The organism is Brevundimonas sp. TWP2-3-4b1 (assembly GCF_049897665.1).
Classification (GTDB): domain Bacteria; phylum Pseudomonadota; class Alphaproteobacteria; order Caulobacterales; family Caulobacteraceae; genus Brevundimonas; species Brevundimonas subvibrioides_B.
Window position 1 is genome coordinate 79371 of the sequence record NZ_JAFCWQ010000010.1, and the last position, 24231, is coordinate 103601.

The 24231-nt window shown below is 66.8% G+C and carries 26 protein-coding genes; 9 read left to right on the forward strand and 17 right to left on the reverse strand.

Annotated features, from left to right (window positions below; all coding sequences use genetic code 11):
• Positions 1–34 precede the first annotated feature (34 nt).
• Positions 35–547 carry an A24 family peptidase gene (locus ACP7A5_RS09760; RefSeq protein ID WP_426041739.1) on the reverse strand — a complete coding sequence of 171 codons (513 nt, stop codon included), beginning with the start codon at positions 545–547 and terminating at the stop codon, positions 35–37.
• Between the two features lie 115 nt (positions 548–662).
• Positions 663–827 (reverse strand): Flp family type IVb pilin, encoded by a 165-nt coding sequence (locus ACP7A5_RS09765; RefSeq protein WP_298159380.1) that lies wholly within the window; start codon positions 825–827, stop codon positions 663–665.
• 366 nt (positions 828–1193) lie between these two features.
• On the opposite strand from ACP7A5_RS09765, the gene ACP7A5_RS09770 reads away from it, so the two are divergent.
• From ACP7A5_RS09770 to ACP7A5_RS09780, 3 genes are read left to right on the forward strand one after another with little or no spacing between them, the layout of a single operon-like run.
• The gene (locus tag ACP7A5_RS09770) at positions 1194–1628 is read left to right on the forward strand and encodes a pilus assembly protein N-terminal domain-containing protein (RefSeq protein WP_426041740.1); all 435 of its coding nucleotides are present in this window, start codon (positions 1194–1196) and stop codon (positions 1626–1628) included.
• 3 nt (positions 1629–1631) lie between these two features.
• A complete protein-coding gene (locus ACP7A5_RS09775; RefSeq protein WP_426041741.1) occupies positions 1632–2183 on the forward strand; it encodes a TadE/TadG family type IV pilus assembly protein in 552 nt (183 codons plus the stop codon).
• The gene (locus ACP7A5_RS09780; RefSeq protein WP_426041742.1) at positions 2180–2725 is read left to right on the forward strand and encodes a TadE/TadG family type IV pilus assembly protein; all 546 of its coding nucleotides are present in this window, start codon (positions 2180–2182) and stop codon (positions 2723–2725) included. The genes ACP7A5_RS09775 and ACP7A5_RS09780 overlap by 4 nt, the downstream gene beginning before the upstream one ends.
• A 6-nt stretch (positions 2726–2731) precedes the next feature.
• Here ACP7A5_RS09780 and ACP7A5_RS09785 read toward each other — a convergent pair whose 3' ends face one another.
• Genes ACP7A5_RS09785 through ACP7A5_RS09810 form a run of 6 tightly spaced genes read right to left on the reverse strand, consistent with a single transcriptional unit; the run spans position 2732 to position 6377 of the window.
• A complete protein-coding gene (locus tag ACP7A5_RS09785; RefSeq protein WP_426041743.1) occupies positions 2732–4048 on the reverse strand; it encodes an anthranilate synthase component I family protein in 1317 nt (438 codons plus the stop codon).
• Positions 4045–4824, reverse strand: a complete 780-nt coding sequence (locus ACP7A5_RS09790) for a tyrosine-protein phosphatase (RefSeq protein ID WP_426041744.1) — start codon at positions 4822–4824, stop codon at positions 4045–4047. Before ACP7A5_RS09790 ends, ACP7A5_RS09785 begins: the two co-directional genes overlap by 4 nt.
• Before the next feature lie 19 nt (positions 4825–4843).
• A complete protein-coding gene (locus ACP7A5_RS09795; protein WP_426038112.1) occupies positions 4844–5146 on the reverse strand; it encodes a winged helix-turn-helix domain-containing protein in 303 nt (100 codons plus the stop codon).
• A 2-nt stretch (positions 5147–5148) separates the two neighbouring features.
• Complete coding sequence (locus tag ACP7A5_RS09800) at positions 5149–5775, reverse strand: hypothetical protein (RefSeq protein WP_426041745.1); 627 nt, start codon at positions 5773–5775, stop codon at positions 5149–5151.
• A gap of 28 nt (positions 5776–5803) precedes the next feature.
• Positions 5804–6217 (reverse strand): hypothetical protein, encoded by a 414-nt coding sequence (locus ACP7A5_RS09805; RefSeq protein WP_426041746.1) that lies wholly within the window; start codon positions 6215–6217, stop codon positions 5804–5806.
• Positions 6141–6377: a hypothetical protein gene (locus ACP7A5_RS09810; protein WP_426041747.1), complete on the reverse strand. Its 237-nt coding sequence runs from the start codon at positions 6375–6377 to the stop codon at positions 6141–6143. Before ACP7A5_RS09810 ends, ACP7A5_RS09805 begins: the two co-directional genes overlap by 77 nt.
• A gap of 243 nt (positions 6378–6620) precedes the next feature.
• Between ACP7A5_RS09810 and ACP7A5_RS09815 the strand changes: the two genes are divergently transcribed.
• Positions 6621–7367, forward strand: a complete 747-nt coding sequence (locus ACP7A5_RS09815) for an SAM-dependent methyltransferase (RefSeq protein WP_426041748.1) — start codon at positions 6621–6623, stop codon at positions 7365–7367.
• Positions 7368–7601: 234 nt separating this feature from the next.
• On the opposite strand, the gene ACP7A5_RS09820 is transcribed toward ACP7A5_RS09815, so the two are convergent.
• From ACP7A5_RS09820 to ACP7A5_RS09830, 3 genes are all read right to left on the reverse strand, one after another.
• Complete coding sequence (locus ACP7A5_RS09820) at positions 7602–9056, reverse strand: AMP nucleosidase (RefSeq protein ID WP_426041749.1); 1455 nt, start codon at positions 9054–9056, stop codon at positions 7602–7604.
• A 66-nt stretch (positions 9057–9122) separates the two neighbouring features.
• The gene (locus ACP7A5_RS09825; RefSeq protein WP_426041750.1) at positions 9123–10007 is read right to left on the reverse strand and encodes an alpha/beta hydrolase; all 885 of its coding nucleotides are present in this window, start codon (positions 10005–10007) and stop codon (positions 9123–9125) included.
• 57 nt (positions 10008–10064) lie between these two features.
• Positions 10065–12137, reverse strand: coding sequence for an AsmA family protein (locus ACP7A5_RS09830; RefSeq protein WP_426041751.1), 2073 nt, complete (start codon positions 12135–12137; stop codon positions 10065–10067).
• A gap of 178 nt (positions 12138–12315) precedes the next feature.
• On the opposite strand from ACP7A5_RS09830, the gene ACP7A5_RS09835 reads away from it, so the two are divergent.
• Entirely contained in the window at positions 12316–12630 is a 315-nt protein-coding gene (locus tag ACP7A5_RS09835; RefSeq protein WP_425991955.1) for a hypothetical protein, read from the forward strand.
• Between the two features lie 7 nt (positions 12631–12637).
• On the opposite strand, the gene ccmB is transcribed toward ACP7A5_RS09835, so the two are convergent.
• Together ccmB and ccmA are read right to left on the reverse strand one after the other, a co-directional pair.
• Positions 12638–13303 (reverse strand): heme exporter protein CcmB, encoded by a 666-nt coding sequence (gene ccmB, locus ACP7A5_RS09840; RefSeq protein ID WP_426041752.1) that lies wholly within the window; start codon positions 13301–13303, stop codon positions 12638–12640.
• Complete coding sequence (ccmA, locus tag ACP7A5_RS09845) at positions 13300–13923, reverse strand: heme ABC exporter ATP-binding protein CcmA (RefSeq protein ID WP_426041753.1); 624 nt, start codon at positions 13921–13923, stop codon at positions 13300–13302. The genes ccmB and ccmA overlap by 4 nt, the downstream gene beginning before the upstream one ends.
• Positions 13924–14126: 203 nt before the next feature.
• On the opposite strand from ccmA, the gene acnA reads away from it, so the two are divergent.
• A complete protein-coding gene (acnA, locus tag ACP7A5_RS09850) occupies positions 14127–16856 on the forward strand; it encodes an aconitate hydratase AcnA (protein WP_426041754.1) in 2730 nt (909 codons plus the stop codon).
• An 84-nt stretch (positions 16857–16940) separates the two neighbouring features.
• On the opposite strand, the gene ACP7A5_RS09855 is transcribed toward acnA, so the two are convergent.
• A complete protein-coding gene (locus tag ACP7A5_RS09855; RefSeq protein ID WP_426041755.1) occupies positions 16941–17966 on the reverse strand; it encodes an endonuclease domain-containing protein in 1026 nt (341 codons plus the stop codon).
• A 271-nt stretch (positions 17967–18237) separates the two neighbouring features.
• On the reverse strand, positions 18238–19125 hold the full coding sequence (locus ACP7A5_RS09860) for a hydrogen peroxide-inducible genes activator (protein ID WP_426041756.1): 888 nt from the start codon (positions 19123–19125) through the stop codon (positions 18238–18240).
• Between the two features lie 154 nt (positions 19126–19279).
• Here ACP7A5_RS09860 and ACP7A5_RS09865 point away from each other — a divergent pair, with 154 nt between their 5' ends.
• A complete protein-coding gene (locus ACP7A5_RS09865; RefSeq protein WP_303696739.1) occupies positions 19280–19834 on the forward strand; it encodes a peroxiredoxin in 555 nt (184 codons plus the stop codon).
• A gap of 86 nt (positions 19835–19920) precedes the next feature.
• Positions 19921–20454, forward strand: a complete 534-nt coding sequence (locus ACP7A5_RS09870) for a carboxymuconolactone decarboxylase family protein (protein ID WP_426041757.1) — start codon at positions 19921–19923, stop codon at positions 20452–20454.
• Here ACP7A5_RS09870 and ACP7A5_RS09875 read toward each other — a convergent pair.
• On the reverse strand, positions 20445–21002 hold the full coding sequence (locus tag ACP7A5_RS09875; RefSeq protein ID WP_426041758.1) for a hypothetical protein: 558 nt from the start codon (positions 21000–21002) through the stop codon (positions 20445–20447). The genes ACP7A5_RS09870 and ACP7A5_RS09875 overlap by 10 nt on opposite strands.
• Positions 21003–21051: 49 nt before the next feature.
• Positions 21052–21903, reverse strand: coding sequence for a glutamate racemase (locus tag ACP7A5_RS09880; protein ID WP_426041759.1), 852 nt, complete (start codon positions 21901–21903; stop codon positions 21052–21054).
• A 121-nt stretch (positions 21904–22024) separates the two neighbouring features.
• On the opposite strand from ACP7A5_RS09880, the gene ACP7A5_RS09885 reads away from it, so the two are divergent.
• The gene (locus ACP7A5_RS09885) at positions 22025–24217 is read left to right on the forward strand and encodes a M3 family metallopeptidase (RefSeq protein ID WP_426041760.1); all 2193 of its coding nucleotides are present in this window, start codon (positions 22025–22027) and stop codon (positions 24215–24217) included.
• The last annotated feature ends 14 nt before the right edge of the window (positions 24218–24231 follow it).

Below are 24231 nucleotides of genomic sequence, written 5' to 3' on the forward strand. Positions count from 1 at the left end.
GCGGGTTAACGCGACGCTAAACGCGCAAGCCTAGCTAGCCGGCGGCGAAGGCCGCGAGCAGAGCGCTGGAAGGAAACGCCATCAGGGCGCCGGCGCAGATGGCGATGCCATAGGGAATGTCGCCCTTGGTCTCGAGCAGGGTGTGGACCCAGACCGGACCGCCGACGATGTGGGGCGCGACATCGCGCCGGGCGACGATCAGGGCCAGCGACAGCAGGCCGCCGACCACTGCGGTCCAGAGAATGAATTCAAAGGACGCCGACGGCCCCAGCCACAGGCAGGCGGCGGCGATCAGCTTGGCGTCTCCGCCGCCGATGACCCGAAGCGCGAAAAGACCCATGCCGACCAGAAGGGCGATGACGGCCACGCCGCCATGCATGCCGACCATGTCGACCGGCAGGCCGACCGCCAGGGCCGCCGGGAAGAATCCGAGGATCAGGGATCCCGACAGCCAGTTCGGAATCCGCATCGTCGTCAGGTCCGACAGGGCCGCAGCGATGACCAGGCCGGGCAGGACGCTGAGCAGGGCGAGGGAAACGATGTCCATGACTGCATTCTGCATGGGGCGGGTTAAATCCGGGTTGCCGCGACGACCTCGCCGGAAAAAAACAAAGGGCCGGCGCGTTTCCGCGCCGGCCCCCGCTTTCAAGAACCGTGAGGGCTTAGCCGAGCTTGGCCGACACCTTGCCGAACGTGGCCGACAGGTTGGTGCCGACCAGTTGCACGGCGCCGATGATGACAACGGCGATCAGAGCCGCGATCAGGCCGTACTCGATGGCCGTAGCGCCCGACTCGTCCTTGGCGAAACGCGAAACGAACTTGGTCATGGTGTTCTTCCTTGTGAAATCTGTGAAGCGAGCAACGATGGCTGGGAGGCTCGGTCGCCCGCTTGTCCCCCAAACGCATGGGCATATTGGCCTGGACCGGTTAAAACGGGGCTAGAAGGCGTGGTTACCTGCGCGTTTACTGTGAAAAGTTTGCATGTTTCGATCGTCGTCGCAGCAAACGCCCGCCATCACTGAATAAGACGGCACCTCGGGTCGATGCAAACAAGGTCATGCGTTAACGCTTGTTCAGACGTCTGAACGAAACATAGCCGAAATTCTCTCACTTTAGAGTTTGTAGAGGATTCCGGCCGATCTTCGCGTCTCGCCCTCGCGCGCGCCCGTTCAGAGCTACAAGGACACATACCCATGGCCGGATCGATCGCTGCCCTGCTGCGCCCCGCCCTCCTCGCCGGCCTTCTGCTGGTGGCGGGCGCTGCCCAGGCTCAGACGCTGAACGTCGAGATTGACCGTTCGGCCCGCATCGGCCTGACGGGATCGGCCGCTTCGGTCATCGTCGGCAACCCGGCCATCGCCGATGTCACGGTCGTGGACGCCAACACCCTGTTCGTCACCGGCAAGGGCTATGGCGTGACCGAGGTCGTCGCCGTGGATGGCGTCGGACGGACCATCTTCCAGGGCGAGATCGTCGTCACCGGCGGCTCGACCGGATCCGTCCGCGTGTGGCGCGGCGCCCAGGCGACCGAGATGGCCTGCGCCGCCTCCTGCGCGCCCAGCATCCGCAACGTCTCCGGTCCCGCCACCGCCGCGGCGGCTCCGGCAGCTTCCGCCCCGACCCCCTGATCCATGAGCCGGTCCCTGTTCCTCAGGCGCGGCCGGGCCGCCGTCCGCACGCCCCGTGAAGGCGCTGCGGCGGTCGAGTTCGCCATGGTCGCTGCCCCGTTCTTCTTCATGATCTTCGCGGTGCTGGAACTCGGCCTGGTCTTCCTGATCGACTCCACGCTCGAGAACGCCGTGTTGACCGCCAGCCGGCTGGTTCGCACCGGCCAGGCCGACACCGGGAACATCTCTGCGGCCCAGTTCAAGACAGCCCTGTGCGCCGAGATGAGCGTTTTCGAGGGCGACTGCGGCAGCCGCGCCGACGTCGATGTCCGCGTCATGCCCCGGTTCACCGACGGCATCCCGGACAGTCCGATCCGCAACGGCGTCATGAACACGGGCGATCTTCAATACAACAAGGGCCAGCCGGGCGACCTGATGCTGGTCCGCGTCTGGTACTCCCAGCCGCTGGTCACACCCTTCATGCAGCAGGCCATGTCGCGGCTGGACTCCGGCGCCGCCGTGATCTCGGTCGCCACCGCCTTCCGCAACGAGCCCTATCGCGGGTCCACGCCGTGAGCCTGCGCCGCTCCGCCAGCCTGGGCTTCCTGCGCCGTTTCGGTCGCGACGGGTCCGGCGTGTCCGCCGTCGAGTTCGCCCTGCTCGCCCCCGTCCTGATCCTGATCTATTTCGGCCTCGCCGAGTTCTGCCAGGCCTATATGGCCCAGCGCCGGATGAGTCACTCGACGTCCCAGGTCGCCGACATCGTGGCCCAGTACCAGGCGGTCGACACCGACCTGATCGACGACACCTTCGCTATCGGCGGCCTCGTCCTGGCGCCCTTCCCGGACAGCGCGCTGAAGCTGCGCGTCACCGCCATCACCCGGGGAACCGACGGCGTGGCGCGGGTGACCTGGAGCCGGGGCAAGGGCATGACCGTGCGCACGGGGGTCGTGACCGTTCCCGCCGGCCTGATCGAGAACGGCGAGAGCATCATCATGAGCGAGGGGACCTACGACTATGTCTCGCCGCTCAACCAGGTCCTCGGGACCAAGCAATTCAGCCACACCTACTGGCTCCGGCCGCGGCTCGTGAACACCATCACCTGCACGAACTGCTAGGCGGTCCTAGCCGACGAGCGCCTGTCGGATCGCCGCGATCTTGGTGTCCGTTTCCTGAAGCTCAGAGGCCGGATCGCTGTCGGCCACGATCCCCGCCCCGGCCAGGGTCCGGAACGCCCAGGTCTCGCCCTCGCGCCAGAAGGCGATGGTCCGGATCAGCACCGAGGCCGTCAGCGCGCCGTCGTCGTCCAGCAGGAACAGACTGCCGCACCAGGCCCCGCGCGGGCCTTCGTGAGCCGCGATCACCCGCATGGCCTGATGCTTGGGCGCGCCGGTGATCGATCCCGGCGGGAAGGACGCCGCCAGCACCTCGGCCGGACCGACGCCCGGCTCGGCCACGCCGGTCACGGTCGAGACCAGGTGGTGGACGGTGGCGAAGCTCTCCAGCTCGAACAGGGACTCGACCACGACGGAGCCCGGTCGCGAGACGCGCGACAGGTCGTTGCGCATCAGGTCGACGATCATCAGGTTCTCGGCCCGATCCTTGGCGCTGGCGATCAGTTCGGCCGCCTGTGCCGCATCGATCCCGGGGTCTGCGTCGCGAGGGCGGGTGCCTTTGATCGGCCGCGTCTCGATCCGCCGGGTGTGGGGATCGAAGGTCAGGAACAACTCCGGCGAGTTGGACACCAGCACCCGGTCCCCGATCCGCCAGAAGGCGCCATAGGGCGCCCCTCCCGCCGCCAGCCGGGCGAACACGTCGAACGGGTCGGCCTGGGGCTCGAGTTCGCCGCTCCAGGCCCGGGCGATATTGGCCTGAAACAATTCGCCGGCCGCGATTCGCGCCACGACGTTGGCGACGGCATCGGTGTAATCCCGCTCGGGCCGCTCCGGCTCGAAGCGCGCTGCCGGGACGCCGCCGGGCGCGCCAGGGGTCGCCGAAACGATCCAGCCGACGGCCTCGTCCGCCGTCCCGGTCGCCTCGCCCTCGTCCCGCCCCAGCCCTATGGCCGAGACCGTCCGCGCTTCGTGATCGAAGACCAGCATGGCCGGATAGCGGGCCAGCATCAGATCCGGCCAGTCTCCCGGCGACGCCCCCCGATCTCCGGTCGCCGGGCGGGCCCCGGCGTCATAGGTCGCAAGCCCGACCACGAACCGGTCCATCCCGTCCTCTGCCAGTGCGGCGAAGGAATGGGATGCCTCCATCCGCGTCGCGACGATCCGGTCGGGGGCGCAGGCGACCCAGGAGCGCCGCGCGTTGGGGCCGCCGTCGGACAGGAGACACAAGGCCCCCTGGCGATGCGCCAGCCCGGCCGCGACGGCCAGGGGCTCGACCCAGTCGAGGGTCCTGACGACGCGAATGGCCAGAGTCCCCTCGCCTGTCACGCTGCCAGCCGCTCCGTGATCCGGGCGCGCAGGGCGGCATCGACCCCGAGCGCCTGTTCCAGATAGCCGTCGATCGAGCCGTACCGCTCATCGATGGCGGCGATGGCGGCGTCCAGATAGGCGGGCTCGACCCCCATGAAGGCCACCACGGCGTCGTGCGAGGCCTCACGCCCGGTGAAGCCCTTCAGCTGTTCGGCGATGGCCGGCGCGCGGCCGACCAGATCCACTGCCGTATTGGTCAGCAGGTAGTCCTGCATCAGGTCGTCGTGGCCAACGCCCAGCAGGTGATGGGTCAGGGCCGCCAGCATGCCGGTCCGATCCTTGCCCGCCGCGCAGTGGATCAGCACCGGCCGATCGGTCTCGCCCAGGGCGGAGAAATAGCGGCCGAACAGGTCGATATGAGCCGGAGCGAAAGGCAGCTGGCGATAGGTCGCGGTCATGAACCGGCGGCCCGAGTCAGGCGTCAGGTCCGCGGTCTTGAGGAAGGTGATGTGCGGCGCCTCGCCGGCCTCGTCGAGATCGCTCTCGAACACCTGGCCGGTGAAGTTGGCGGCCCGCTTCGACGGCTGCCGACGCCGTTCAACCGGACGACGCAGATCGACGACCACGCCGAGGTCCAGCGCCGCCAGCCGATCCAGATCCGCCTCCGAGGCCGAGGCCTGATGCGCCGACCGGAAGAGCCGGCCCGTCTTGAGCACCCGGCCGGCGGCGGTGTCGTAGCCGCCATAGTCTCGGAAATTGTCGAGCGCGTCGAAGGCGTGGATGCGGGAGGTCATGGCCTCCCTATAAGGTGTTTCAGCGCGGCCCGACCAGCCCGGCCATGGCATCCAGATAGGCGAGGAAGGCCTTCCTGCCGACCTCGGTCATCGAGGCCTCGGTCAGGGGCTTGCGACCCACGAAACGCTTGGTCACGGCGACGAACCCCGCCTCCTCCAGCTTCCTCAGATGAACCGACAGGTTGCCGTCGGTGGTCTGGAGCCGCGCCTTCAGGGTGCCGAAGTCGGCGCTCTCGACCCCGGACAGGGCCGCCATGATGCCGAGACGAACCCGTCCATGGATGACGTCGTCGATCCGGCCGATATCGAAATCGTCGGCCATTCTCAGCCCCGGTTCGCGGCGCGCATCAGCAGGTAACCCGGCAGCGCCATCAGCAGATACATGGTCGCGGCATAGGCCAGATACTGGGCCGTAGAGCCCGAAATCAAAGCCAGCACGGGCGCTGCGACGAAGGACGCGATCGCCAGCACCCAGAGCCTGCGTTGGCGCAGCATGGTCGCGGAGACTGCCCAGCCCATTCCATAGAAGGTCATGATGATCGAGGGGATGGCCAGCGACCATTCCGCCATATTCACCTCGCCCGTCCGGCTGACGTCGAGCAACATCAGGGCCGTGAACAGCGAAAAGATGCCCCATCCAAGGGCCGACCAGACGCTGCTGAAGGCGCGATTGGCGGCGGTCTCGACTCCTCCCTGCGCCTTCAGCCGGCGGATCAGGACGACCAGGGTGGCGAAGAAGACCAGCAGGGCCACGCCCCAGATCAGGCCGTAACCGCCGGGATCGACGGGAAACAGGCCCGTGATGATGAACCAGTGCGCGACGCTGGCCGTCCCCCAGATCAGTCCGGCCGCGAACAGGATGGATCCGCCATGAGGCGGCGTCTTCGCGCCTTCCTCGGCGAGACTGCGCAGCCAGGCGATGTCGGCGGTGTCGTTGTTTGGATCGGTCATGTTCGGGTTTTCCAGTTTGTGTTCGGTGTCAGCGGGCGCGGCCGAAGGCCAGCATCAGACCGGGGATCAGGGCCGCACAAACCAGGCCGCAGGCATAGGCGAGGTACTGTGTCGGCGTGCCGACCAGCGACGCGACACCCATCGTTCCGCCCAGGGCGCCGAGCGCCACGCCGCCCGCCCAGGATGGTCCGCCGCGGAAGGCCGCGACGGCCCAGGCGGCACCGTAGAAGGCCAGACCGATCGGCGGCATCCACATCATCAGCGCCCAGTTCTGCGTCACGCCGGATACGATCGCCAGCGACACAGCCGCGACGATCTGGAGCAGGATGGCCCGGCGCGACCACGAGGCCGCCCGCAGCGCCGGTTCACCGCCCGCGCCGCGCAGGCGTCGCACGGTGATGATGAAGGCGGCGACCGCTACCGGCCAGCTGAGGGACAGCATCGCCGGGTGCAGAGGCAGGGCCCCCGCTCATCACGCCCCACTGGAACAGGTTGGCGCCGCCGAAGATCGAACCGGCGGCGATCAGGTTGCGACCGGCCGCGATGGCGAGTGTCGGCGGGGCGTGGGAGGAGACGACGGGGTCGAAGGTGGTGGCGGTCATCGCGGGTGCGTCCGTGGGGTGATGCGCTTCAATCCCACATGCACTTTGTGTTGTAAAGTGCTTTTGGCTACTTCGTTCTTCCTTCCTCCGTGCACCCCGGCGACGGCCGGGGTGCAGATGGAGCACGCCGACTCATCAACTAGCCTGCGGTGCGATATCCCAAACTTCCGTATCCGTGATCTGGACCCCGGCCGTCGCCGGGGTGCACGGATGTCGGAGAGCACCAGACCATCGGATCCGCCCATGACGCCGACCTACCACAGCATCGCCTATGCCGGATTCGAGGTCGCCAACCCCGTGACTCTCGACGCCATCCTGGGCCTGGTCGCCCGGACCGGCCTGCTGGAAGGCGCAGTCGCGCTAGACATCGGCGCCGGGGCCGGAGGGGTGTCGGTCGCCCTTGCGCGGGACTTCGGCCTGCGGGTCCAGGCGATCGAACGCTATCCCGACATGGCGGAGATGATCCGCGTCCGCGCCGAAGCGGCCGGTGTGGCCGACAGGGTCGCCGTGGTCGCCGAAGGCTCGGCCACGGCGCTCGACCGGCTCGCCCCCGCCGACCTGATCGTGGCCCTGGGCTCAACCGAACCGGCCGGGCCGGGCATCCGGTCCGCCACCGGGATCTTCGCCCGCATGTCCGACAGACTGGCCTCGTCCGGCTGGCTGCTGTGGGGGGATCTGACCTGGAAGGGCGAACCACCCGAGCCCCTGCGTCAGGTGATCGGAGCGACCGGCGACTACGCGACCCACGAGGGCTGGCTGGCCGCCGCTGAAGCCGCCGGCCTGGAGGTCGTCTCGGCCGGGATCGCCCCGGACGCCGATTGGGACGCCTTCTTCGGCGGCGCCGACACGCGCGTCCGCGACTGGCTCGTCGCCAATCCCGGGGACCCGGCCGCGCCGTCGATCCGCCGGCGCGCCGACCTGTCCAGGACCACCTTCGACTTCGGAAGGCCCTGGCTCAGCTTCGGTCTCTACCTGTTCAGGAAGCCCTGACGGCCTCGCTCATTCACTTCCGATGCCCGGATTGACGCCCATACCCATCAACGGATCGTCCGAATCCGCCTTTCAAATCAGAGGCCGGGTCTAACGAAGGGCGTTTTGTTCGACGCTCCTTGCAGCCGGGTTACAATCCTCGCGAACCGGCTTTCGCCCGCTGCCCAGCAAAGGAGATTTCGTCCGTTTCGTCCGTTTCGTCAGGGTGTTTTCCGTCCGGACGAACCGGACCGGTCAGCGGAACGGCGGCTCGTCGAAGGCGCGCAGCTTGCGGGAGTGAAGGCTCGCTCCCTCCTTGCGCAGCAGGTCGATCGCCTGGATGCCGATCTGGAGGTGTTCCGAGATCGAACCCTCGTAGAAGCGGTTCGCCTGGCCCGGCAGCTTGATCTCGCCGTGCAGCGGCTTGTCGGACACGCACAGCAGGGTCCCGTAGGGCACGCGGAAGCGATAGCCCTGGGCCGCGATCGTGGCGCTCTCCATGTCGATGGCCACGGCGCGGGACTGGTTGAAACGCAGCGCCGACTTGGAATAGCGCAGCTCCCAGTTCCGGTCGTCGGTGGTCACCACCGTGCCGGTGCGCAGGCGCCGCTTGACCTCTTCGCCCGGCGCGCCGGAGACCTGTTTGGCGGCGTCGTAGAGGGCGCGCTGGACCTCGGCGATCGAAGGGATCGGGATGTCCGGCGGCAGGACGGCGTCCAGCACATGGTCGTCGCGCAGATAGGCGTGGGCCAGGACATAGTCGCCGATGGTCTGGCTGGGGCGAAGGCCGCCGCAGTGGCCGATCATCAGCCAGGCGTGCGGCCGGGTCACGGCCAGGTGGTCGCAGATCGTCTTGGCGTTCGACGGCCCGACCCCGATGTTGACCAGGGTGATGCCGTTATGGCCCGGCGCGGTCAGGTGATAGGCGGGCATCTGGTGCTTCTTCCAGGCCGCATCCATGACCGCATCGGCGTCCGCGGTCTCGCGCGTGATCACCACGCCGCCGGCGCACGACAGGGTCTCGTAGATGCTGTTCGGATCCTTCAGCTGCTCGCAGGCCCACCGAACGAAGTCGTCGACGTAGCGGTTGTAGTTGGTGAACAGGATGTAAGACTGGACGTCCTCGACCGGCGTGCCGGTGTAGTGCCTGAGCCGCGCCAGCGAGAAGTCGGTGCGCAGCCCGTCGAACTGCGACAGGGGAAAGTCCTGGTTCAGATTGAACAGGCCGTCGGAGATCTCGTCCCCGATATGGGCCAGGTCGGTGGTCGGGAAATATCGCGCGATGGCCGCCGTCTGCGAAGGGTTCAGCACCACGTCCGAGCCGTCGAGCACATAGGGGAAGGGGATCTCCTGCTCCGACGGTCCGACCTCGAAGGCCACGTCGTAGTCGTGCTGCAGCAGGGTCAGCTGCTCCATCAGATAGGGGCGGTACAGATCCGGCCGGGTGATCGTCGTGGCGTATACGCCCTGACGCGACATCCGGGCATAGGAGCGGATCGGCAGATTGGTGGGGCGGTCGCCGAACCAGCTGATCTTCAGGGAGGGGTAGGAAAACAGCCCGTTCGCCCGGGCCTCGGGGTCCGCCCGCTCGCCCGTGGCGAGGAAGGTCCGGACGGCGTCCCGCAAGGCGGCGACGGATTGGGTGTAGAGAGTTTCAAGGCGATCCAGCGCCTCAGACGCCGACAGCGCCTCGTTTTTCTGTTCTGTCATGACCTCCTCTAGCGGATCATCGTGGCTCTGGCGAGACGGCAGCGCTTCATGTCGTGTGAGCGTCCGTTACGGGCTCGTCGCGACCTGGCCCAGCTCGCGATGGAAGAAGGCGGAGACGTCGGCCAGCACCGGCGCTTTCTTGCGGAACAGTGGCGAGAAGGTCGCGATCAGGTCTTCGTGGCTGAGACCGGGATACAGTTTGGCCTCGCAGCGCCCACCCAGTTCGCGCATCCGCGCGTCAAGCAGGAGGGTGTCCTCGTCGTGGACGATGACGTCGGCAGCGCCATGGCCGAGCCACAGGGGCGGGGCGTCGGCGCGGGCGAAATGCAGGGGTTGGGTCTGGACCGGGTCGGGCGCCTGGCCGAAGGCATTGATGGAAGACTCCACGTCGAACGGCAGGAAGTCATAGGGACCGGCCAGGCCCGCCGTCGCCCGGATCAGGTCCGGCTTGCCGACAGCAGCCATGTAGCTGCGATTCAGGGTGATCATCATGGTCAGGTGGGCGCCTGCCGAATGGCCGATCACGCCCAGCCGCGCTGGATCGCCTCCATAGGTCGCCGCGACCTCGGCGACCCGGGCGACGGCGGCCGCCGCATCCTCGATGAAGACCGGGAACAGCACCTGCGGGACGAGCCGATAGTCGGGTACGGCAACGACGAACCCCTGAGCCGCCAGAGCTTGCGCCGCCCAGCCGTAGAGGTCTTTCGCCCCCGAATCCCAGCCGCCGCCGTAGAAGAAGACCAGCACCGGCAGGGCCGGGCCGGCGCCGTCAGGGGCGTAGAGGTCGAACCGCTGGCGAAGATCCGCCCCGTATTCCAGATCGCGCGCCACCCGACGCACGCCCCGGTCGCGCGGAGCCACCGCATTCAGCACGCCGAGGGGACTGCAGGCGGCGCCGAGCGACGCGACCATGGCGCCGAGCGTCGGCGCGAGCAGGCCTCTACGAGTCATCGGATATTTCTCCCTGAACAAGACGAGGCCAGATACGCACGCCTGCACCATCCGGCCTCACCGCGCATTGGCGATCAGGGAGCCGCAGTTAGCGTCCTCGGCCAGACCGGGCTCGACGAAGGCGAAAAGCGCCGCGATCGGCGCGACCACGGCGGCCAGCAGGCCGGTCAGCCCGGCCTGGACGACGACAGCGCCCGTGTCCACGCCGACGCTCGGCGCCGACAGATGACCGCGCACAAGGATGGGGGCCCAAAGGCGCAGGAGACGCGGCCTCTTCGATTCGCCTTCGATCTTCAGGTCCATCGTCTCGGTCCCGAGATTGATCGAACCCGATCCTTGCGCCAGCACCACGTCGGTATCGACCACGAAGGTCTTCGCCCGAGCCACACCGTTTGTGACCTCGAAGTCGGCGACGGCGCAGCGGATCGAACTGCGCGACTGGTCGCCGCTCAACAACTTCAGCAGGCCGGCGCTGGCGTTGACCCCCAGCAGTTCAGCGAAGGCGGCGCGCAATTCGCCCTGGGGCACGACAAGGCTGATCGAACCCTTCGATCCGGCGGCGAAGCGATGGATCGAATTGCCCTGCCCCTCCAGACGCACACGACCCAAGGCCCGGCCCGTGATCGGCGCCACGCCGCCCCGGACCGGCACGATCGATTCCAGCGGATAGCCTGCCAGGCGAAAATCGATGGCGCTGTAAGGCATCTCACGCGTGGCGTTGATTTTCGCCGTCCCATTCAGCTCGCCGCGATTGAAGGCGAAGGAGACGGGATCGAGATCGAGGACGCCTCCCTCCAGCACGGCGCCAAGGCGCACCGTACGGATGTCGAGGTCGTTCGCCTTCACGCTGGCTGCGCGGTAGGTGAGGGTCCCGTCCATGGTCCGCAGGCGATCGACCTGCAGGGTCGCGTCGGGCAGCAGCATTTGCGGGCCAGAGCCCGAGGCCACGGTCGTCGTATTGGTGCCCGCCGTATTCGTCCGCGTATCGGCGCCCAGGATCGCCATGAGGTCATCGATGTCGAGCAGTCGCGAGGCCAGTTCCGCCTCGACTCTCAACCGATCTCGCGCATCGACCCGTACATTGCCGGACAGGTCGGACGCGCCGACGCGGCCATTAAAGTCAGTGAACGTCCAGATCGCATCGTCGCGGGTCAGGGCGCCGGACAGCCGATAGGGCGGGGTGTTCGGCAGGGTGACCCCAGTCAGCAGATAGAGGTCGTTCAGGTCCTGACCCTGCAGGCTCAGGGTCGATGTGAACTGACCCAGATCGAACGGTCGGGTGATCGACCCATCCGCCACCAGCCGGGACCGCGCGCCGGCCAGAATCGCTTCGAACCGATAGGGCCGGTCGCGGCGGATATTGATGATGGGCCCACCTTCGATCTTCAGTGTCAGGGGCGAGCCGTTGATCGATCCCTGGCCGGTGAGCCGAAAGCCCGTGTCGCCGTCGGCTGCGCTGGCCGCCTCTCGCGCGGTGATCGCGGCTTCCAAGGTGATGTCGCGATCCTGGGCGTCCAGCGAGATGAGGCCGTCATCGATGACCAGCTGGGTGATGAGCGGCAGCTTCAGGCCCTCGCCGGTGTCCGGCTTGTTGGGCTCCAGATCCCAGCTCTGCCGGCCGTCCCTGGTCGAGATCAGCACGACCTTGGGCCGCGTGACGGCCAGAAGCGGCATCTCGATCTGGCCGGCGAACAGCTTCCTCAGCCGGAACTTCGCCTCGATCCGTTCGACATTGGCGGTGTCGGCCTCGCGCGCCCACTGCGGACCGCCGAACTTCAGGTCGCGCACGATCACCGACGGTGTCCAGCTGAACAGGGTGACGTCCAGGTCGCCACGGAGCGCGATCTCGCGATCATATTTCGCCGAGGCCCAGCGCCCGATCGGCTCTCTCAGCCAGTTCCAGTCGAACAGCAGCAGGAAGATCGCCACAGCCAGAATCAGCAGCAGGGTGACCGAGGCGGCAACCTTCTCTGTCCGCCCGGGGCGGCGGAAGGAGCCAAAAACAGGATCGTTCTCGACCACCCAGTCGCGCCATTCGCGTATGCGCGCGCCGGCAGGGACCAGGGCGCGCGCCCGCACTTCCCGCCAGTTCGGTGGAAAATTCAGACGGTTGGGGAGGAGGCGCTTCACGGAGGAACACAACGCGCCAGACGCCGGAAAGGCGCCAAAGCCCCTTGTCCGAGACTGCGGGCCATCGCTAATTTCATCCGTTTGCAGCGGAATTGTCTTATTTTCTTTACAGAGCCGGAATTGCGCGCATTATTCCTCCGAACCCTGATGTCTTTCGGGTCTTGAGGAGGAGCCCGCCATGAACCGTTTCACCACTATCGCCGCCGTCGCCGCCCTCGCCGCGTCCGTCGCCGCCCCTGCCCTGGCGCAACAGAACCGCCTGCCGACCGAGGCGCCCGCCGGCGCCCAGCGCGTGGTGATGATGTGCACGAACGACGCCGCGACCCGCAGCGCCTTCCGCCGCGAGCACGGCGCGCCCCCGACCTTCGTGACCGCCGATCAGGTGCTGCAGGCCCGCGCGACCGGCGAGGCCTGGTCCGCCCCTCGCTGCATGAACACGCGCGAGCATGGCCGTCTGACCCAGACGCTGAACACCTACGCCTCGGTCCGCTGAGGCTCGATTACCCCTGGGCGCTGCGGATCGCCGCGGCGCCCGCCGGAGGGGCGATGACGGCCGCGAACAGCACATAGGCCGTCAGCAGCGCCAGCGCCGAGAGCGGGCTCAATCCCGCCGCCGCCCGGTCGAGCGCGCCTGATCCGAACACCACCGGCGGAATGAACAGCGGCAGCACCACGACTGCGATCAGCAGACCGCCTCGCTTCGCTCCCAGCGCCAGGGCCGCCCCGAGCGCCCCGGTGAAGGCGAAACCCAGACCCCCGATCAGGGCTGACAGCGCCGTCAGCGGCGCCAGTTCGATCGACTGACCCAGGGCCAGGGCTGCGAGGGGCGCAGTCAGGGCCAGCGGCAGTCCGGTCGCCAGCCACTGGCTGACCGCCTTGATCGCGAACACTCCCTCCAGCGCCAGCGGCCCGGTCGCCAGCAGGTCCAGCGCTCCGTCTTCCAGATCCCGCTCGAACAGCCGCTCCAGCGACAACAGGCTGGACAGGGCCAGCGCCAGCCAGGCGATCCCCGCCGCTACCGGTTTCAGCACAGTCGGATCGCCCCCCGCCGCCAGCGGCACGACCGTCGTCAGACAGGCGAAGAAACCGCAGGCCAGCAACGGCCCGCCCCCCCCGCCCCAGGCCAGGGCCAGCTCGCGCCGGAAGAGGATGTATGCCGCCCTCATCGCCCCGCCCCCAGATCCAGCGACCGGGTCGGGATCGGCAGCGGATCATGCACCGCCGCCAGGATCAGGCCGCCGGCCGCTAGATGTCGCGCCATCATCGTCCCGACCGCCTCGCGCCACCTCGCATCCAGCGGGCTCAATGGCTCATCCAGCAGCCACAGGGCGCGCGGCGATCCAATCAGCCGGGCCAGCGCCAGTCGCCGACGCTGACCGGCCGACAGCTTACGCACCTCGAGATCGAGCAGCGGCGTCAGGCCGAGGGTATCGATCGCCTCCTCGATGCCGTGGTGGCTGTGGCCCAGCCATTGGGACTGGAACATCAGCTCATCGCGCGCCGTCCGGGCGCCCTTCAGACCGTCCAGGTGGCCCAGTAGATGCACTTCATGCGCTCGCGCCCGCTCCGGTTCGATCGGCTCGTCGTCGGCGTCGCGAAACGCGATATCTCCAGCCTCAAAGCGGATGAATCCGGCGATAGCGCGCAGCAGCGACGTCTTGCCCGCGCCGTTCGCCCCGGTCAGGGCCACGGCCTCACCCGACGACGCCGCGAACGACAAGGCGCTGAAGAGGGTGCGTTCGCCGCGGGCGAGCCGGAGGTCGGTGATGGACAGGGTCGAAATCACGGCCGCAAGCCCCTAAATTTGCGACCCGTTCTCAATGTCCCCACAGCCGACGTGGATACATGGACGCACCCCGCAACCACCGCTATATCCGGCCTCGCCGCAGCAGGCTGTCGCCGCGCGCGCCGGGGACCTGTGCGCCCCTGCGATCGCCGCGAGACGGCGCAACCGGATGTCCGGGCGGCTTTGACCAGAGGACTTCTCCCATGCCGTCAGTCGACAGCCTTTCCACCCGTCGCGATCTTTCCGTCGGGCGCAAGAAATACGCCTATTACAGCCTTCCCGCCGCCGAGGAAGCCGGTCTGACCGGGATCTCGCGCCTGCCGCGCTCCATGAAGGTGCTGCTGGAGAACCTGCTGCGCAACGAGGACGGCGTTTCCGTCACCGAGGCCGACCTGCGCGCCGTGGCCGCCTGGATCGACAACAAGGGCGCCGTCGAGCACGAGATCGCCTTCCGTCCGGCCCGCGTCCTGATGCAGGACTTCACCGGCGTTCCCGCCGTCGTCGACCTGGCCGCCATGCGCGATGCGATGGCCAAACTCGGCGCCGACGCCGCCAAGATCAACCCGCTGGTCCCCGTCGACCTGGTCATCGACCACTCGGTCATGGTCGACAACTTCGGCACCGCGAAAGCCTTCGGCCAGAACGTCGAGCGTGAGTATGAGCGCAACATCGAGCGCTACAAGTTCCTGCGCTGGGGCTCCTCGGCCTTCAACAATTTCCGCGTCGTGCCCCCCGGCACCGGCATCTGCCACCAGGTGAACCTTGAGAACCTGGCCCAGACCGTCTGGAGTGTGGCCGAGGGCAAGGCGACCGTCGCCTATCCCGACACCGTGGTCGGCACCGACTCGCACACCACCATGATCAACGGCCTGGCCGTCCTGGGCTGGGGCGTCGGCGGCATCGAGGCCGAGGCGGCCATGCTGGGCCAGCCCATCCCGATGCTGATCCCCGAGGTCATCGGCTTCAAACTGACCGGCGCCATGCCGGAAGGCACGACCGCCACCGATCTGGTGCTGACCGTCACCCAGATGCTGCGCAAGAAGGGCGTGGTCGGCAAGTTCGTCGAGTTCTTCGGCGACGCCCTGCCCAACATGACCATCGAGGACCAGGCGACCATCGCCAACATGGCGCCCGAATACGGCGCCACCTGCGGCTTCTTCCCTGTCTCGGCCGCCACCCTCGCCTATCTGACCGCCACGGGCCGCGACAAGGCGCGCGTCGCCCTGGTCGAAGCCTATGCCAAGGCTCAGGGCTTGTGGATCGACGAGACCTCGGAAGACCCCGTCTTCTCCGACGTTCTGGAACTGGACATCTCGACGGTCGTGCCGTCGCTGGCCGGCCCGAAACGTCCGCAGGACAAGGTCGAGCTGACCACCGCCGCCCCGTCGTTCGAGACCGCCCTGACCGACGTCTTCAACCGTGCGACGGACGCGCCCCGCGCCGCCGTCTCGGGCCAGAAGTTCGACCTCGGCGACGGCGATGTGGTCATCGCCGCCATCACCTCCTGCACCAATACCTCCAACCCGTCGGTCCTGATCGCCGCCGGCCTGGTGGCGCAGAAGGCCAACAAGCTGGGCCTGAAGACCAAGCCCTGGGTCAAGACTTCGCTGGCCCCGGGCTCGCAGGTCGTCACCGACTATCTGACGGCCGCCGGCCTGCAGAAGGAGCTGGACGCCCTGGGCTTCAACCTAGTCGGCTACGGCTGCACCACCTGCATCGGCAACTCCGGTCCGCTGGACCCGGCGATCTCGACCGCGATCAACGAGAACGCCATCGTCGCCACCAGCGTCCTGTCCGGCAACCGCAACTTCGAAGGCCGGGTGAACCCGGACGTCCAGGCCAACTACCTGGCCTCGCCGCCGCTGGTCGTCGCCTACGCCCTGGCCGGTTCGATGCGCATCGACATCACCACCCAGCCCCTCGGTCAGGACAAGAAGGGCAAGGACGTCTTCCTGAAGGACGTCTGGCCTACGTCCGCCGAGATCGCCGCGATCCAGAAAAAGTCGGTCACCCCGGCCATGTTCGCCAAACGCTATGCCGACGTCTTCAAGGGCGACGAGCATTGGCAGGGGATCTCGGTCGAGGGCGGCCAGACCTACGAGTGGGACGCCGCCTCCACCTATGTCGCCAACCCTCCGTATTTCGAGGGCCTGTCGATGGAGCCGACCCCGGTCACCGACATCGTCGAAGGCCGGGTCCTGGCCATCTTCGGCGACTCGATCACGACCGACCACATCTCCCCGGCCGGTTCGATCAAGAAGACCTCGCCCGCCGGCCAGTATCTGACCCACCGTGGCGTCGAAGCCGAGGAGTTCAACTCCTACGGCGCGCGCCGCGGTCACCACGAGGTGATGATGCGCGGCACCTTCGCCAACATCCGCATCCGCAACAAGATCACGCCGGACATCGAAGGGGGCGTGACCAAACACTTCCCGTCGGGCGACACCATGTCGATCTATGACGCCGCCATGCGCTACCAGTCGGAGGGTCGTCCGCTGGTCGTCTTCGCCGGCAAGGAATACGGCACCGGCTCGTCGCGCGACTGGGCGGCCAAGGGCACGCGCCTGCTGGGCGTCCGCGCCGTCATCGCCGAGAGCTACGAGCGTATCCACCGTTCAAACCTGGTCGGAATGGGCGTCGTGCCGCTGCAGTTCAAGGCGGACGGCTGGCTGAAGCTGGGCCTGACCGGCGAGGAAATCGTCACCATCCGCGGCCTGTCGGACGTCAACGTCGGCAAGCTGCGTCCGCGTCAGGATCTGTGGGTCGAACTGTTCCGCCCGTCGGACGGCAAGATGGCCCGCTTCCCGGTTCGCTGCCGCATCGATAACCAGACCGAGCTCGACTACTTCAAGGCCGGTGGGGTCATGCCCTATGTGCTGCGCAACCTGGCGGGCGTCGGCGCTCCGGCCCCGGAAGCCATCGCCGCCGAATAGGCTGCCGACCGACCATACGAGAAGGGCCGGCGGAGCCATCCGCCGGCCCTTTTTCTTGGGCCACTCGATTAGTCCCGGAGTGTGTCAACTAACGTGTGCCCACAGATCGCCACGGCCAAGGTCTGTTAGTGCATCGCGCATATGGGAGCGAACTCGATCATTTTCCGCCAGTCTGCTCTTGGTAGACTGGAACAAGGCGGCACGGCGGGCAGCTTGCCTATCGAAACACTCAGAAATCTTTGCATCCACCCATTCGTCTCCAGTCGATGCTGGCCGCTCGAAATTGGACTGCGCGACCGGGATCAAGACTTCGGGGCCAGCACCAACGACAGCTCCAAGGTCGGCCACACTCTGCTCGTAGCAGGCTCGAACATCGTCGCTTATCCCTTTCAACCAGAGAGCATGGTCCATTCGCTCGTTGGCTAACTGGAATGCAGACGCCAACGCTTTCTCTTCCGCTTCCATTGCAAGATCACTCGCAGTGGCAGCTAGTCTTATCGCGTGCCTCTTGCTCGCAAGCTCATCTACTTCTCCGAAAGCGGCGATTGTCTTGGCGAGGCGAGCAAACCCGCTCGTCGGTTGTGGATCTGAAGGCGGGTTTTCAATCTTCCGCTTCCCAAGCTCAAGGGCAGACTGGACTTCCTCAACAGCGCGGTCGGGGGTTTGAAAGACGACCTTCGCTGGAACGCGAAGAACGGTGTAGCCAAGCCCCTCAAAATAGCGGTCCCGCATTTGGTCGCGGGCCTTCGCTTCGGCCGAGGAGTGATAGGCGGCACCATCGATCTCAACTACCAGCCAGTGGTTGACTAGGAAGTCCACGCGGTACCGCCCTTCCTCCACCTGAAAGTCGAGACGAATCCCCTCCGACACCAACGCTCCGAGATAGGGCTGCATCCCAAGGGACGTAATCATGGCCCTCAGGAATGCAATCTCCGCGGGAGATTCGCAGTGCTCTTCGACAAACGCCTGCCATTCGGCTTCACCGGCCGACACTCTAAAATCGTTTCGATATCTCGGGGCCGGCTTGGGCGCTTCAGTCTTCTTCTGCGGCAGGAAGTGCCACAAGACAAAGATCGCGCAGGCGACAAACAAAACAACCAGTGGCGACATAACGCTCTCCCTAAGCCGTATTCACCATCCCGCGTCGGGAAAGCCAATACTTCGGTGCCAACAGCGTCGTGTCCTAGATGCTGCGGCACCGATTCATGAGTTGATCAACGGCATCCCTCTCACGGTGGGAGCGGACTTGAGCGCCCGAGAGCCATCAGGCGATCGGACTTGCGCGAGAGGGTGAGGGTCGGCGCGTCTCCGGTGAGGCCAGACCCTCATGCGTCTCGTTTCGCGAGCCACCTCCTCCTAACGGCAGAAGGACCTGAGTTTCTCAGTCCAGCCGCATCGCCTCCGCCAGAAGCCGCGCTTCCGCTGCCCGGCTCGAACCCGATCGCCAGGCGACGACAATCTCGCGGCGCGGGGCTTCAGCGGCAAAATGGCGGATGACGACGCCCTTGTCGTCGGCGAGCCCGGCCCTCACCGCCATCGCGGGAAGGAAGGACACGCCGAGGCCGGACGAGACCATCTGCACCAGCGTATGCAGCGAGGTGGCGGCGAAGATGTCTTCGCCGCGCGGAGCCTCCATGTCGATCCCGGCCAGGGCCTGATCGCGCAAGCAGTGGCCGTCTTCCAGCAGGATCAGATCCTCCGCCTTCAGCGCTCCGGGCTGGATATCGCCCGGCGCAGCCAGCGGGTGGTCGATCGGCGCAACGGCCAGTATCTCGTCGTCGCCGATCCGGGCGTGTTCGATGCCGGGCGCGTCGTATGGCAGGGCTATGACGGCGCAGTCCAGTTGACCCGCCTTGAGCCCCGCGATCAGGCGCGGCGTCAGATCCTCGCGGATGAACAGACGCAGCGCCGGATAAGATTGCTTCAGTCCGGGCAGGGTCGCCGGCAACAGGAAGGGCGCCACGGTCGGAATGATGCCGAGACGCAACCGCCCCGACAACGGACGCCCCGCGTTCTTCGCCGCCTCGACCAGATCCTCGGTTCTTGCCAGCACGTCCTCGGCCCGGCGGCAGGCTTCGGCCCCGACCGCCGTCAACTGGACGTTTCCGCGCGTGCGCTCGACGACGGGCGCGCCCAGGACGCGTTCCAATTCCTGCACGCCCGAAGATAGGGCCGGCTGGCTGACATGCGCCGCCTCGGCCGCGCGGCTGAACGATCCGTGCTCGGACAGGAGGGTCAGATACTGCAGCTGGCGGAGGGTTGGGAGCATAGGCTTGGCCTGAGATTCAGATAGATATTATCTATGAAGGTAACGACCTCTATCCGTTGACTTTGTGCGACGCAACCGCCATTTCGCACTTGCGGCAGGCCCTCCCCGGCGACCGCCTCATAGACATTCTTGTTTCCTCCGAAAGGGATAACCCATGCTCGGCGTCGGCGAAAAACTACCTGAATTCAAAGTCATCGGCGTGAAGCCGGGCTTCAACTCCCATGAAGAAAACGGCGTCTCGGCGTTCGAGCCCGTCACGAATGAGTCGTTCGAAGGCAAGTGGAAGGTCATCTTCTTTTATCCGAAAGACTTCACCTTCGTCTGCCCGACCGAGATCGCCGAGTTCGCCTCTCTGGCCCGCGACTTCGAAGACCGCGACACCGTTGTCCTCGGCGGCTCGACCGACAACGAATTCGTCAAGCTGGCCTGGCGCCGCGACCACGCCGACCTGTCGAAGCTGCCGATCTGGCAGTTCGCCGACAACGGCGGCAAGTTCGCCCGTCAGTTGGGCATTCTGAACGAGGAAGAAGGCGTCGCCCTGCGCGCCACCTTCGTCGTCGACCCGCACAACGTCATCCAGCACGTCTATGTCACCAACCTGAACGTGGGCCGCGCCCCTGCCGACACCCTGCGTGTCGTCGACGCCCTGCAGACTGACGAACTGTGCGCCTGCAACCGACCGGTCGGCGGCGAGACGCTCGCGGCCTGAGGCCGGTCTCCCTGTCTGACGAACAGAGGGCGGCGGCGGTCAACGCCGCTGCCCTTCTTAATTCCGCACGCTGCGAAAGAACTTTCATGTCGATTGACACCCTGCGCGACCTGATGCCGGCCTACGCCAAGGACATCTCGCTGAACCTCGGCTCCCTCGCCTCCGAGACCGTCCTGAACGACCAGCAGAAATGGGGCTGTTTCCTCGCCTCCGCCCACGCCGTCGGCTTCGCTCCGGTCGTGCGGGCCATTGAGGCCGCCGCGCGTGAAAAGCTCTCGCCCGAGGCCATGACCGCCGCCAAGGCCGCCGCGGCCATCATGGGCATGAACAACATCTACTACCGCTCGCTGCACCTGATGAAGAACCAGGAATACACGACCATCCCGGCGCGCCTGCGGATGAACGTCCTGGCCAATCCAGGCGTGGACAAGATGGATTTCGAGCTGTGGTCCACGGCTGTCAGCGCCATCAATGGCTGCGGCGCCTGCATGGATGCCCACGAGGGCGAACTGCGTAAGCACGGCGTCCCGGCGGCCCAGGTCCAGACCGCGCTTCGGATCGCCTCGGTGGTCCATGCCGCCAGCCGCATCGCGGCCTCGGAAACCGCGCTTCAGGGCTGAGGCGGCTCGCCGTATTCGATCTGATGGATCAGGCGATCGAACGCCTGGTCCATCACCGTGTTGACCCCGTCTGCCATGGCGCCGAGGCCCGGTCCCTCGACCACGAAATCGACCGTGACCGGCCGGCCCCGGTTCTCCGGCTCGGATCCGAAGGTCAGCTCCGCCTTCGTGGTTTTGTCGTGGAGGGGCCCCAACGCCGCGATCATCGTCACCCGGTCCGCCAAAATTCCCGTGACGACGGCGTGCTCGAAGATCGTCCCGTCGGCCAGCCGCTCACACCAACAGCCGCCTACCTCGAAGGCCAGCGACAGGTTCGCGGCATCTCCTGTGTAGGTGTGCGCCGGATCCCACCACCGGGGCAACTCGGAGACGGCGGTCACCACATCCTCCGGCGCGGCCTCCGCCCCCACGGCGAAACGCAGGGTGAAGCCGTCGGCGGAGCGGGAGACGACCTCGGCGCGAGCGTAGGAACTGGTTATCATGACCGCCAGCAGCACAGACGCGCCACACAGCAGAACATCCAGAGCGATCTTGGCGCTGCGGATCATGGCAGGTCCTCCCGCCCGCATCGGGCGCACGGAACGCCGGTCCGTCAAGTCAAGCCGCGTCGAAACTCAGCGGCTCGCCCCAGAACTGGTTGACCATATCCGACTGCGGGCCCGTCTTGCCTGTGGTGATGAAGTCGCGACGGCCGCTCTCGCCCAGACCGTATTCCGGATGCCGCTCGAAATACCGCTCAAGCGCATCGGCCACCGCCGTCGGCTGGTGAATCAGGGGCGTGCCGGGCGGCAGGGCGGCGGCGAAAATGGGCGCCACGATCTCGTAGTGGGTGCAGCCGAGGATGGCCTTGTCCGGATGACGACCGATCCGGCGGCGGAGCGCATCAACGTGGTCGCCGATCACGACCGTCAGTTCCTCGACGGGCGCGCCCAGTTCGATCAGTCCGGCCAGGCCCGGGCAGGGCTCCGAGAAGACCGCCAGGTCTTCGCGGCGCTTGTCGATCTCGATCTCGTAGACCCGGCTGATCGCGGTGGCGGCGGTACAGAAGACGCCGGTGATGTCGATGGCCTCGACCTTGTCGCCACGTCGCTCCGCCTCATAGGTCCAGGGCAGGCCTGTCGCTGCCTCAATGGTCGGGACGATGATGCCCAGCACATTGACCGGCCGCCCGTGACGCTTCGAAGCCTCGGGCACCCAGGCCTGCTGCAGCCGCCTCAGGGCGACGGCGGACGCAGTGTTGCAGGCCAGGACAATGACGCTGGCACCCGCCTGGAACAGCCGCTCGCAGCCGTTCCGGGTGATGTCGACGATCTCCTCGCCGGTCTTCGACCCGATAGGCGCATTGGCCTGATCCGCCAGGTAGATGAAGTCCCGCGCCGGGAACCGCCGGGTCAGCTCGCGGTGGACCGTCAGACCGCCCACGCCGCTATCGAATACGCCTATCGCCATGACCCGGCGTTTAGCGGGCGCTTGCGTCCTCGTCCAACGGGATTACTTCCTGTTCATGTGACGGTCAGGCGACTGAGGCCTAGGGTGCCGCACAACAGAGTCAGATGAACAGGATTCCACCATGCCCATGCCCCTTCCTCGGCGCCAGGTCCTTATCGGCGGCGCGAGCCTGATGGCCCTCGCCGGATGCGCCAGCGCGGGCGCCGGCTCCGCCGGTTTCACCGCGCCGGACCCCGCCGCCGTGGCCGGGGAAGCGCGCATCGCCCGCGCCGTCCTGCCCGCCCAGACCCCGCGCGCCGAACTGCTGCAGCCCTGGACCGGCCCCTACGAAGGCGTGCCGCCGTGGAATGCGATGACCGCTCCGAAGCTGAAGGCCGCGATCCTCGAGGGCATCGAGCTGAACCGCGCCGACATCAACGCCATCGCCAGCAATCCGGAAGCGCCGACCTTCGCCAACACGATCGTGGCGATGGAGCTCGCAGGCCAGCCGCTGGATCGCGCGGTGAACCTGTACGGCGTCGCTACCTCGAACATCGGCGGCGAAGCCTATGACGCGATGGACACGGAGGTCTCCCCCCTGCTGTCCGCCGCCGGCGACGAGATCACCTTCAACGCCCCCCTGTTCCAGCGCATCAAGACCATCGCCGACAACGCCGACCGCGACGGATTGAATGCCCAGCAGAAGCGGCTGGCCGAACGTTCGCGCGACGCCTTCATCCGCTCGGGCGCCAATCTGGACGCCGCCGGCAAGGCCGAACTTGGCCGGATCAACACCGCCCTGTCGAACGCTTTCACCGCCTTCGGCCAGAAGGTCGTGGCCGATGAGAACACCTGGACGGTCATCCCGAACGAAGCCGGACTCGCCGGGCTGCCGGATTCCAACAAGGCCGCCGCCCGCGCCGCCGCGGCCTCGCGTAATCTCGAGGGTGCGGTCATCGTCAATACGCGCTCCAGCGTCGATCCGTTCCTGACCTTCGCCGACGACCGGGCCCTGCGCGAGCAGGTCTGGCGCAAGTTCGTTAACCGTGGCGACAACGGCGACCGCAACGACACCAACGCGACCATCGCCGAGATCGTCCGCCTGCGCGACCAGCGCGCCAAGCTGCTGGGTTATCGCAACCACGCCGAATGGCGGATGCAGGACACGATGGCCAAGACCCCGGCCGCCGCCCAAAGCCTGATGAACCGCGTGTGGGAACCGGCCAAGGCCCGGGTCGCCGAAGAGGTCGCCGACATGAAGGCGATCGCCGGTTTCGACATCGAGCCGTGGGACTACCTGTATTTCGCCGAGAAGGTCCGCAAGGATAAGTACGACCTCGATCAGAACCAGCTGAAACCCTACTTCGAGCTGGGCGCCGTCCGGAACGCCTCCTTCTACATGGCCGAGCGACTGTATGGCTTCGTCTTCACGCCCAAGCCGCAATCGACGGCTCCGGTCTTCGAGGGCGATGTCAAACTGTACGAGGTCACCGACAAGGCCTCGGGTCGCCTGATCGGTCTCTACTACGCCGACGACTTCGCCCGCGCCGGCAAGCGGTCAGGCGCCTGGATGACCACCTACCGGTCGTTCTCGACGCTGGACGGCTCCAAGCCGGTGCTGGCCTCGAACAACAATAACTTCGTGAAGCCGGGGGCCGGCGAGCCGCTGTTGATCTCGCTCGACGACGCCGAGACCCTGTTCCACGAGTTCGGCCACGCCCTGCATTATCTGTCGTCGCTCGTGACCTATCCCTCCTACGGAAACACCCCGCGCGACTTCGTGGAATATCCGTCGCAGGTTCACGAGCACTGGGTGCTGTCACGCCCGATCCTCGATGGCTTCATGAAGCACTACCAGACCGGCGAGGCCATGCCGCAGGCCCTGGTCGACAAGGTCCAGGCCTCGGCCACCTTCAACCAGGGCTATGCGACCGTCAGCTATCTCTCGTCCGCCATGGTCGACATGGACCTGCATACCCAGGCCACGCCGCCGACCGACGTCGACGCCTTCGAGAAGGCCTCTCTCGCCCGTCTGGGCATGCCGCATGAGATCGTGATGCGGCACCGCCTGCCGCAGTTCAATCACCTGTTCACCTCCGATGCCTACTCGGCCGGCTATTACAGCTACCTGTGGTCGGAAGTGATGGACGCCGACACCTGGGCCTACTTCGAAGCCTCGGGCGACGTGTTCGATCCGGACATCGGCGGCCGGTTCAAGTCGATCATCCTGGCGCCGGGCAACACCACGGATCGGGGCGACGCCTACCGCGCCTTCCGGGGACGTGACCCCGACGTCGCCGCCCTGCTGCGGGTCCGGGGCTTCCCGGTCTCGTAAGAGACAAGGCGCGG

Excerpts from the sequence above, each read along its gene's own strand:
- ACP7A5_RS09795 (WP_426038112.1), bottom strand. The coding sequence starts at position 5,146 with ATGGCCGACGATTTCGATATCGGCCGGATCGACGACGTCATCCATGGA.
- ACP7A5_RS09775 (WP_426041741.1), top strand. The coding sequence starts at position 1,632 with ATGAGCCGGTCCCTGTTCCTCAGGCGCGGCCGGGCCGCCGTCCGCACG.
- ACP7A5_RS09805 (WP_426041746.1), bottom strand. The coding sequence starts at position 6,217 with ATGCTGTCCCTCAGCTGGCCGGTAGCGGTCGCCGCCTTCATCATCACC.
- ACP7A5_RS09860 (WP_426041756.1), bottom strand. The coding sequence starts at position 19,125 with ATGCTCCCAACCCTCCGCCAGCTGCAGTATCTGACCCTCCTGTCCGAG.
- ACP7A5_RS09870 (WP_426041757.1), top strand. The coding sequence starts at position 19,921 with ATGTCGATTGACACCCTGCGCGACCTGATGCCGGCCTACGCCAAGGAC.
- ccmB (WP_426041752.1), bottom strand. The coding sequence starts at position 13,303 with ATGAGGGCGGCATACATCCTCTTCCGGCGCGAGCTGGCCCTGGCCTGG.
- ACP7A5_RS09760 (WP_426041739.1), bottom strand. The coding sequence starts at position 547 with ATGGACATCGTTTCCCTCGCCCTGCTCAGCGTCCTGCCCGGCCTGGTC.
- ACP7A5_RS09855 (WP_426041755.1), bottom strand. The coding sequence starts at position 17,966 with ATGTCGCCACTGGTTGTTTTGTTTGTCGCCTGCGCGATCTTTGTCTTG.
- ACP7A5_RS09875 (WP_426041758.1), bottom strand. The coding sequence starts at position 21,002 with ATGATCCGCAGCGCCAAGATCGCTCTGGATGTTCTGCTGTGTGGCGCG.
- acnA (WP_426041754.1), top strand. The coding sequence starts at position 14,127 with ATGCCGTCAGTCGACAGCCTTTCCACCCGTCGCGATCTTTCCGTCGGG.
- ACP7A5_RS09835 (WP_425991955.1), top strand. The coding sequence starts at position 12,316 with ATGAACCGTTTCACCACTATCGCCGCCGTCGCCGCCCTCGCCGCGTCC.
- ACP7A5_RS09825 (WP_426041750.1), bottom strand. The coding sequence starts at position 10,007 with ATGACTCGTAGAGGCCTGCTCGCGCCGACGCTCGGCGCCATGGTCGCG.
- ACP7A5_RS09765 (WP_298159380.1), bottom strand. The coding sequence starts at position 827 with ATGACCAAGTTCGTTTCGCGTTTCGCCAAGGACGAGTCGGGCGCTACG.
- ACP7A5_RS09810 (WP_426041747.1), bottom strand. The coding sequence starts at position 6,377 with ATGACCGCCACCACCTTCGACCCCGTCGTCTCCTCCCACGCCCCGCCG.
- ACP7A5_RS09885 (WP_426041760.1), top strand. The coding sequence starts at position 22,025 with ATGCCCATGCCCCTTCCTCGGCGCCAGGTCCTTATCGGCGGCGCGAGC.
- ACP7A5_RS09800 (WP_426041745.1), bottom strand. The coding sequence starts at position 5,775 with ATGACCGATCCAAACAACGACACCGCCGACATCGCCTGGCTGCGCAGT.
- ACP7A5_RS09820 (WP_426041749.1), bottom strand. The coding sequence starts at position 9,056 with ATGACAGAACAGAAAAACGAGGCGCTGTCGGCGTCTGAGGCGCTGGAT.
- ACP7A5_RS09815 (WP_426041748.1), top strand. The coding sequence starts at position 6,621 with ATGACGCCGACCTACCACAGCATCGCCTATGCCGGATTCGAGGTCGCC.
- ACP7A5_RS09880 (WP_426041759.1), bottom strand. The coding sequence starts at position 21,903 with ATGGCGATAGGCGTATTCGATAGCGGCGTGGGCGGTCTGACGGTCCAC.
- ACP7A5_RS09790 (WP_426041744.1), bottom strand. The coding sequence starts at position 4,824 with ATGACCTCCCGCATCCACGCCTTCGACGCGCTCGACAATTTCCGAGAC.
- ACP7A5_RS09770 (WP_426041740.1), top strand. The coding sequence starts at position 1,194 with ATGGCCGGATCGATCGCTGCCCTGCTGCGCCCCGCCCTCCTCGCCGGC.
- ACP7A5_RS09865 (WP_303696739.1), top strand. The coding sequence starts at position 19,280 with ATGCTCGGCGTCGGCGAAAAACTACCTGAATTCAAAGTCATCGGCGTG.